At 60.7% G+C, this 8,707-nt stretch carries 7 protein-coding genes; 4 read left to right on the forward strand and 3 right to left on the reverse strand.

Annotated elements, in window-relative coordinates; all coding sequences use genetic code 11:
- Nucleotides 1-57: 57 nt before the first annotated feature.
- From D5S08_RS17550 to D5S08_RS17390, 3 genes are all read left to right on the forward strand, one after another.
- Complete coding sequence (locus tag D5S08_RS17550) at nt 58-258, forward strand: hypothetical protein (protein WP_421757477.1); 201 nt, start codon at nt 58-60, stop codon at nt 256-258.
- Nucleotides 259-277: 19 nt separating this feature from the next.
- The gene (locus tag D5S08_RS15570; RefSeq protein ID WP_162302016.1) at nt 278-466 is read left to right on the forward strand and encodes a YadA-like family protein; all 189 of its coding nucleotides are present in this window, start codon (nt 278-280) and stop codon (nt 464-466) included.
- Between the two features lie 206 nt (nt 467-672).
- Complete coding sequence (locus tag D5S08_RS17390; RefSeq protein ID WP_277750427.1) at nt 673-804, forward strand: hypothetical protein; 132 nt, start codon at nt 673-675, stop codon at nt 802-804.
- A 205-nt stretch (nt 805-1,009) separates the two neighbouring features.
- On the opposite strand, the gene D5S08_RS15575 is transcribed toward D5S08_RS17390, so the two are convergent.
- From D5S08_RS15575 to D5S08_RS15585, 3 genes are all read right to left on the reverse strand, one after another.
- Nucleotides 1,010-2,638, reverse strand: a complete 1,629-nt coding sequence (locus tag D5S08_RS15575) for an alpha-D-glucose phosphate-specific phosphoglucomutase (RefSeq protein ID WP_121120119.1) — start codon at nt 2,636-2,638, stop codon at nt 1,010-1,012.
- 1,430 nt (nt 2,639-4,068) lie between these two features.
- The gene (locus tag D5S08_RS15580) at nt 4,069-4,533 is read right to left on the reverse strand and encodes a Ros/MucR family transcriptional regulator (RefSeq protein ID WP_121120122.1); all 465 of its coding nucleotides are present in this window, start codon (nt 4,531-4,533) and stop codon (nt 4,069-4,071) included.
- Between the two features lie 307 nt (nt 4,534-4,840).
- Nucleotides 4,841-7,738, reverse strand: coding sequence for a Tn3 family transposase (locus D5S08_RS15585; RefSeq protein WP_121120120.1), 2,898 nt, complete (start codon nt 7,736-7,738; stop codon nt 4,841-4,843).
- Nucleotides 7,739-7,805: 67 nt separating this feature from the next.
- Here D5S08_RS15585 and D5S08_RS15590 point away from each other — a divergent pair, with 67 nt between their 5' ends.
- Entirely contained in the window at nt 7,806-8,462 is a 657-nt protein-coding gene (locus D5S08_RS15590) for a recombinase family protein (RefSeq protein ID WP_241557468.1), read from the forward strand.
- The last annotated feature ends 245 nt before the right edge of the window (nt 8,463-8,707 follow it).

Raw genomic sequence — 8,707 nt, forward strand, 5'->3', positions numbered from 1 at the left:
TTGGCGCTCGGACGGAACTCTGTCCAATACGATGATCCATCGCGTGAGTCGGTTACCTTGGCTGCTGGCGGAGCGCCCGTACGGCTGCGCAATCTTGCGGCAGGCGTAGAGAGCTCCGATGCAGCGACTGTCGGGCAACTTCACGAAGGCTTAGAGCAAATCTTGTCAGGAGCTGGCGCCTATACGGATCGGCAGATCCGCCGCTCTTGGCTTCGACCTGTCAAGAACCTCGCGAAGAGCTGCATCTGGTACCTCTAACGCGATGGCTCTCGCAGGTATGCCGCAACCTTTCGAAGCTGGACGCTCCATGCTGTCGGTCGATATCGGTGCTTATGGCGGGGAGCGCGCTGTTTCGCTGGGCTTCTCAGGCGTCGGCGACGACGGACACATGGTGGGGAAGGCGGGTCTGGCCTTCGATTCCATGGGTCAGGTCTCTGCAAGCGCGGGAATGGACTGGCAGTTCTAGAACTCAGCCTCGATGCTGGCGTTTGCAGATCATTGTAGATGCTCGTGGACATGGAGTTGGAATGGATATGCCTTGCCTATGACAGCCATCCGAGCACGTCGAGCCAGCGACGTACCGCTCGACGCTGCACTCCTGGAGCAGGCGGAAGTGCTCGACATCAACATCTCGCGTGTATGCGAACACAGAGCAGCACCAAGTGGCCATGGGTGGCGCGGCTGCTGGAACGCAAGAAGCTCAACGTTGCCGCTGTCGCACCGGCCAAGAAGAGCGCGCGGATCATTTGGGCAATGATGGCCACGGGCGATGCTTATCGGGGACCGGAGTTGGCGGCAGCCTGAGAGCGATCGGACCCCGGGGGGCGGCACGAGTTGGAATGGGCAGACCGACCAGCGTCTTGAGAGCGACGTGAGCAGCTGCCGAGAGGCGGGGAGGCGCAACAACCGTCCAGTTAACGGCAAGCGCGTCATCTGCGTGTGCTCAACTCTCTGAGCTGCTCGCCGCCCCATTCAGCGACTTAAAGAGGTATAGGCGCCACGAATTCCATTAGGTTACGACGGACGGCGTGTCTCGGCCCGTATGTCTGAGAATGCCTGCAAGATCATTTGCAGCCCGCACGAGATCGGCGAGCGCCGTCGCAGTTTCGGCATCCAGGATACCATCAGGTGCTTCGTAGCGTTCGAGATAAACACGCAGCGTTGCGCCACTCGTGCCGGTACCGGAGAGGCGAAACACGATACGGGCGCCGCCTTCAAACTGCACCCGCAACCCTTGGCTTTGGCTCAGCGCACCGTCGACTGGATCGAGATACTCGAACTCATCAGCGGATAGGATGGTCAAACCTTGGATTGTGCGCCCGGGCAAAGCCGGCAGCGTCGCCCTCAGCTCGCAGATCAATTGCTCCGCAGCAGCGCTGTCCACTCCTTCGTAGTCATGTCGTGCGTAGTAGTTGCGCCCGAAGCGGGCCCAATGGCTCTTCATGACCTCCGCCACGCTCTCACGCCGGACTGCCAGGATATTAAGCCAAAGGAGGATCGCCCACAATCCGTCCTTCTCGCGGACATGATCGGACCCCGTGCCCGCGCTCTCTTCCCCGCAGATTGTGGCCCGACCAGCATCTAGCAAGTTACCGAAAAACTTCCATCCGGTTGGAGTTTCGTGGAGAGGCAGCCCAAGAGCATCGGCCACACGATCGGCAGCCGCGCTAGTCGGCATCGAGCGAGCGATACCACGCAGACCATGTGCATATCCAGGCGCTAATTGGGCGTTTGCAGCCAGCACTGCTAGAGAATCAGAAGGTGTAACGAAGACGGCGCGGCCGAGGATTAAATTGCGGTCGCCATCTCCGTCGGAGGCGGCGCCAAAATCAGGCGCATCGTCGCCGAACATTCGCTCGAACAGCTCATGGGCATGGACCATATTCGGGTCCGGGTGATGACCGCCAAAATCAGGCAGCGGTGTACCGTTCACCACAGAGCCGGCTGGCGCACCCAGCCGACGCTCTAAGATTTCTCTTGCATAGGGCCCGGTGACAGCGTGCATCCCATCGAAGCTGAGGCGAAAGCCACTCGCGATCAGATCGCGGATCGCGTCGAAGTCGAACAATTGTTCCATAAGCTTGGCATAATCAGCAACAGGATCGATAACCGTGACGGTCATGCCTTCAACTTGCGTGTCTCCGAGCCTGTCGAGATCAACAACTATCTCGCCGACGATGAAGTAACGATCTATTTTCTTGGTACGATCGTAGATGGCGTCAGTGATCTTTTCCGGTGCTGGCCCGCCATTGCCGATATTATACTTGATGCCGAAATCCTCGTTCGGTCCGCCGGGATTGTGGCTGGCTGACAATATGAGTCCACCGAATGCTTGATACTGACGAATAACGTTGCTGGCCGCAGGCGTCGAAAGCACCCCACCAAGACCCACCAGCACCCGACCAAAGCCGTTGGCGGCCGCCATCCGGATGATTGTCTGAATTACCTCTCGGTTGAGGAACCTGCCATCACCACCCACAACCAACGTTTTCCCGCCAACGTCGCCGAGCACGTCAAACACGGATTGCACGAAGTTCTCGGCATAGTGCGGCTGCGCAAACACCCGCACTTTCTTGCGCAGGCCAGAGGTCCCAGGTTTCTGGTCCGCGAACGGAGTGGTAGCAATCGTCAGAGTCATAAGGCCTTTTGGCACCCTGCCGTTAAAGATAAAGCGTAGTGGTCATATTTGCCCACAGTTAAGTGCCGAAGCGAGCGGCTCCGCGTCCGGGCGGAATGTTATTCGATCATGCTTGCATGATGTTGCGTGAAAATGGGAGGTACGAACCTGATGAGTATGCCGGGACAAGCTTTGTGCTGTTGGCCGTCAGTGACGTTATGTTGGTTCGGCGTGGATGGAGGCACCGAGTCACCCATTCAGTTGAGGCAAGAGTAGGAGTCTTGGTCGGCAGTGCAGCGCCAACGGCGGAGTGCCTTGTGTCGACCAAGCTTCTGAGGTTGGCAGACATGACGACGACTCGAGACAAGGCACATCGGTCTGCGATCGAGCGAGGGAGCGATAGGTTCATTGGGGCGCTCGACTACAATTCTAGCAAAGTTCTGCCAGCGCGTTTTAAGATCTGGTTGAGTGACAACATCAAATCACTAGAAGTATATCGCTCAGCGATAAATAGATGGGTTGTGATAGCTTTGACGATTGTGGCACGTGCAGCGTTTCGCTTTGTAAGAAATATGGCCGGATCAGCTGATGATTGATGCGCCCCACTTCAAGGTACACCGCACCACTGCCAGTCTGCTCAGAAACGGGCTGTTTCCGACAGTATCGGGCGCACCAAAGGCGGGCTGAACTCCAAGTTCCAGGCCGTTTGCAACGGCAAAGGACGGCCGCTGATCCTGACGCTCAGCGAAGGGCAGATGAGCGACTATAATGGCGCTGCCCTGATGCTTGATGCGCTGCCGGAGGCCAAAAACCCTGCTCAGTGACAGAGGTTGGACGCAGACTGGCTCCGCGCTGCGCGAGCCGATCGCAAGGTCTCCGCGTGCATCCCGTCGTGAGCAAACCGGCGCGTGCCGATCCCGCACGATTACTTGCTCTACCGCCAGCGCCACAGAATCGAGGTCTTGTTCGGCCTGATAAGGGAATGGCGCCGCATCCAAGCCCGCTAGGATGGGTGCACCCACACCTTCTTCTCGGTCATCCGCATCGCCGCCACTGTCATCCTCTGGCTGTGAGCAACGAGTTCTGAGTCTAGAACTCAACGCCGGAGCGCCGGTGCCGCGGCGCTTCAAGCTTCCTGGAACATGTTAGGCTTGGTTTTAGGATTGTGCATGCCGACGTCCGAAAAACGGAATTTGATACTCGCGACATTCGACATCGGTGCAACTGACGATGTTGAGATACACCGTGCGAGCCGACGCGATCATGAGGATCCGTGCCGGTCCACTCGCGGTTTTTCCAGCCTGTATAGGCTTGGGATAGGGCATATACAGCCGTGGCCTCATCGACCACGTCGAAAGCCCGACCGGGGCCGGCCGGGCTTTCTGTTGCTACGACACCGCTGTGCAGTTGCTTGTCTTAAAGCAGCGTCTCTTGTGCGAGCTGATCGGTTTTTACGCGGATTCAGAAACTTCGCTGACCGGAGCGACCTTGGGCTTACGGCCGCGCTTCTGGCCAGGCTTGCGCCCGAGACCGATCTCCTTTGCCAATGTCCGCCGCTTCTCTGCGTACTCAGGAGCAACCATCGGGTAATCGGCCGGAAGGTTCCAGCGCTGGCGATACTGATCGGGCGTAAGGCCGAACTGGTTCATAATGTAGCGCTTAAGCATCTTCATCTTCTTGCCATCTTCCAGGCAAACGAGATAACCGGGTTTTACGGATGCGCGAATCGGAACCGCGGGTTCAGGCCGCTCCTCCACTGGCTCGCTCGCGCCTAAACCTTGAAGCGCGCTAAAGACGTTCTGGATTAGTGTCGGGACGTCAGCCACTTCGACCCGATTGTTCGAAACGTGTGCAGCAACGATATCAGCGGTAAGATCAATCAACCCTTCGTTGAGCCTATGTTCAGGACTCTTCATGTAGTACGGATCCTTCTTCTTGTCGCAAAGCTGTTTAGCGAGGCCGCTATCGTTGCAAAGCCTCAGGGATGCAATACAACCCTTCATCAATTTAGATTGTTGAAGTTCAGCATCGTTAGGCCTTGTGATCCTACTTGCGAGGCTCACGCCGCCCGAACGGCTCGGGGCGACCGCAGTAGTAACCCTGCACCTCGTCAAAATCAGGTTGAAGCATGATGACCATCTGCTCTCTTGCCTTAACCCCTCAGCCAACGCTTGACACCAGGCTCTACCCGGGGTCGGTTCCGGCTGAGGGCGAAATGACACCCTAAACCTCGGCACCCTTGGGCCAAAGGTATTCTCCGGTGAGGAGGATGTGCGCCCATCCGAGCGGTGAGATATGGGCCAGCAGGTGGTCGGGCGTATCGAGCCCTTCGCGTCGCCGGGCTTCGACGGCATGACCGAGATGCAGGGTGTTCCAGTAGACGATGACGGCGGTGAGCAGGTTGAGGCCGGCGATCCGGTAATGCTGCCCCTCTGTCGTACGGTCGCGGATTTCGCGCTGGCGACCGATGCGTAAGGCGTTCTTCAGCGCGTGGTGCGCTTCGCCCTTGTTGAGGCCGACCTGGGCACGACGCTGCATGCCGGCATCAAGGATCCATTCGATGATGAACAGCGTCCGTTCGATCCGGCCAACCTCGCGCAGTGCGGCGGCCAGATCATTCTGGCGCGGATAGGCGGCGAGCTTGCGCAGGATGCGGCTTGGCGGGACCTGCCCTGCGCTCATGGTGGCAGCGCAGCGAAATAGATCAGGCCAATTGGAGACGATCAGCGCTTCGCGCGCCTTCCCGCCCACCAGCGGACGTAACTCGCTCGGCGTAGCGGCGGGATCGAACACGTAGAGCCGTTTGGATGGAAGGTCGCGGATGCGCAGCACCAGGCAGTAGCCGAGCGTGGCGCTTATCCCGAACAGATGGTCGGTGAACCCACCAGTGTCGGCGTATTGCTCTTCGATCCGTCGTCCGGCCTCATTCGTCGTCAGCCCGTCGAGCAAGTATGGGGCTTCGCTGACGGTCGCAGGGATGGTCCGCGATGCGAACGGCGCGAAGCGGTCGTTGACGTGGGTATAGGCCTTGATGCCGGGATCGTTGCCATAGCGAGCGTTGACCGTGTTCATCGCCTCGCCCTGTCGCGCGGCGGGGTAGAATTGACCATCGGCGGATGCGGTAGTGCCCATACCCCAGACCTGCGCCATCGGCAGATCGCCTTGTGCGGCGACCACATGGGCCAGCGCCTGATCGATCGCCTCGCGTTCGACGTGCCAGCGCGCGAGCCGAGAGAGTTGCCAGTAATCATGGGTGTTGGAAGCCTCGGCCATCTTGCGCAGGCCCAGGTTCAAACCCTCTGCGAGCAGGACATTGAGCAGGCCGATCCGGTCGTCGCACGGAACGCCGGTGCGCAGGTGCGTGAAGGCCTCGGTGAAGCCGAGCGCGGCATCTACTTCGAGCAGCAGGTCGGTAATACGGACGGACGGCAGACGGCGGTAGAGATCGAGCACCAAGTCATCGATCCCATCCGGCGCGTCAGCGGTGAGGCGATCGATGCGCAGTGTGCCGTCCTCGATACTGCCTTTCGGGATCGTTCCGTTACGCGCGGCGCGACCGAGCCGGGCAAGGCCATCGGCAAGACGGGCTTTGCGATCGGCGAGCCAGACATGCGGATCAGACGGTACGGCCAGCTTCGCAGCATGCGCGACTTCCATCGACACGAGGACGTTGCGCAGGTCACCATACCGATGCGAGCGGTCGAGCCAGATGTCGCCCGAGCGTAGCGCGTCACGCAGGTGGAACATGACCGCGACCTCTCGGAGACGGGCATCATCGTCGCCCTTCGCTCGCAACTGTCTCCGCCATTTGGAATGCGGCCGCAGGAAATCGTCAGTCGCCGGGGGCGTGCCTTTGGTGGCGATGGCGGTCACCGCGTTCAGCAAGGGCCGGGCGACCGGCGCGCCTTCGAAGTCGAGGCAGCGCAGCATACGCGGCGCATAGCGACGGAAGCGGTGATAGCCCTGATCGGCATGGGCCAGCGGATCGTCGCCCAACGTGTCTGTCAACGTCCGGGCCGTAGCGACGAGGCGGGTCAGATGCTCCCATCCCGCCGCACGCGCGATCGCATCGTCAAGCGACGCACCGTCGCCATGCGCTTCGAGCAGCGATCCGCCGAGCGCCGCGAAGCCCGCCAGCGTCGCAGTGACCCCACCCCTGTTATCTGCCACCCGTGTGTCATGCAGTTGCTTCGCCTCGCGCCAGGTGCGGCCAACGATCCGGTCATGCGTCTCGATCACCGCATCCGCAGTCGCGGTTGCCCACTCAATGATACAGACTGCGAGGATGGCGCGACGCCGGTCGGCACTCAGATCGCGCAGACCATCGGCGAAGTAGCGTTCGCCCTGTCGCCGCAATCTGGCGACGCGATGCGGTGGGACTTCTGCAAGCAGACCGGCATTGAGGTCCATCGCCCGCAGGAACTCCAATCGATCGAGCAGCCGGTTCGCCGCGGCGGAATTGTTGCCCGGCTCGATCCGGCGCAGCCAGATGAAACGGCTGATCGCGCCCGGCAGCATTTCGGTGGTCAGCTCGTCGAGCCGAGCGCAGGTCGCGGGATTGAGCCGCTCGGCGATCCGCCTTTCAATCCGGCGTTCGGCCGCGACGAGCGCATCCGCGCACAACCGCTCGATAGTCGTGATCGCGGGCAGGATGGTCATAGTGTCACGGCAGCGAGCGATGAAACGCCGGGCGAGATCGTCGTTGGAGCGTGCCTGTTCGGCTTCGGCGAACAGGCATTCACGAAAAGCCTGCGCTCGCGGACCCTGTCCGGGAAACGTCCTGTACCCATAGACAGAGCGCAGCACCTCCATGTGCTGCTGGCGGGTTTGGCGCCTGACGACGTAGCGGACGAGCGTATCGCCGGCGATGCCAAGTTGAGCCCCCAGGAAGGTGGATACCGCGAGCGGGATCACTTCGCCGGGCACCAGCATCCGGCCCGGATGGCGCAGTGCGCAGAGTTGCAGGGCGAAGCCGATCCGGTTTTCCGGCCGACGCCGCCGGTCGATGTGAGCCAGGTCGTCATCCGCCAGAATGTAATGCCGCAGCAGCGACGCCTCGTCGGTCGGCAGGTCAAGCAGCGCCGACCGCTGCCGGGCGCTCAGGATGTGGCGTCTCGGCATGTGGCAGTGTCCCTGTTGAACAGAAGTCTGTTTTGGACAACACTCACCCCACGCAAATCAAGGGTTTTTGAAGCCTGATTTCAGGAAGGTTCAATTGGGACAACGCGCCGCCATCTATGCCCGCGTCTCGACCGCCGACCAGTCGTGCGAGCGACAGTTGCGCGACCTTGCCGGTTTCGCGGAGCGTGGCGGCTACGAAGTGGTCGAGGTCTTCCGCGAAACCGCCTCGGGCATGAAGGCCAACCGATCGGCGCGAGCCGACGTGATGAAGTTGGCGCAGGCGCGCCACATCGATGCGATCCTCGTCACCGAACTCAGCCGCTGGGGACGCTCGACGCAGGATCTGCTCGATACGCTGAACCGGCTGTCGGGCTGGCGGGTGTCTGTCGTCGCGATGAGTGGGATGACGTTCGAGGTCGACACGCCGCACGGGCGGATGATGGCGACGATGCTCGCCGGTATCGCACAGTTTGAGCGCGACATGCTCAGCGAGCGCGTGCGCTCTGGTCTTGCCGCTGCACGGGCGCGCGGTCGTAAACTTGGGCGGCAGACCGGCGACCGCCCCAAGTCCGACCGACTCGCCCCCAAGGTGCTGGCCCTCGTCACCGAGGGGCGCAGTTATCGCTGGATCGCGCGCGACCTCGGCATCAGCAAGAACACCGTTGCCGCGATCGTCGGGCGGGCACGGTTGGACACAGCTCCTGATATTGAGAGAGCGGAGTGACCAGTTTCCGCCTCCCGCTTCCGCTGAGAGGGCGGCAGTCGCCCCTTTGCTGGCCCTAGGCCATCAACAAGCGCAACCCGATTGCCGACGTTCATTTATCCAGTAAGCTAACCGTTTAGACGAGCATTCTTGGGATTAGTGATCGACAGCAAAGTTCGATACACCATCCTCTTGCAGCCTTTATCTTAGGGTCCAAACCCAATCAGCAGCTTGATTTCGGCGAGCTGTGCTGATTCAGGAAGTCT

Origin of the sequence: Croceibacterium ferulae (genome assembly GCF_003660445.1) — a bacterium.
In the GTDB taxonomy this organism is placed as follows: domain Bacteria; phylum Pseudomonadota; class Alphaproteobacteria; order Sphingomonadales; family Sphingomonadaceae; genus Croceibacterium; species Croceibacterium ferulae.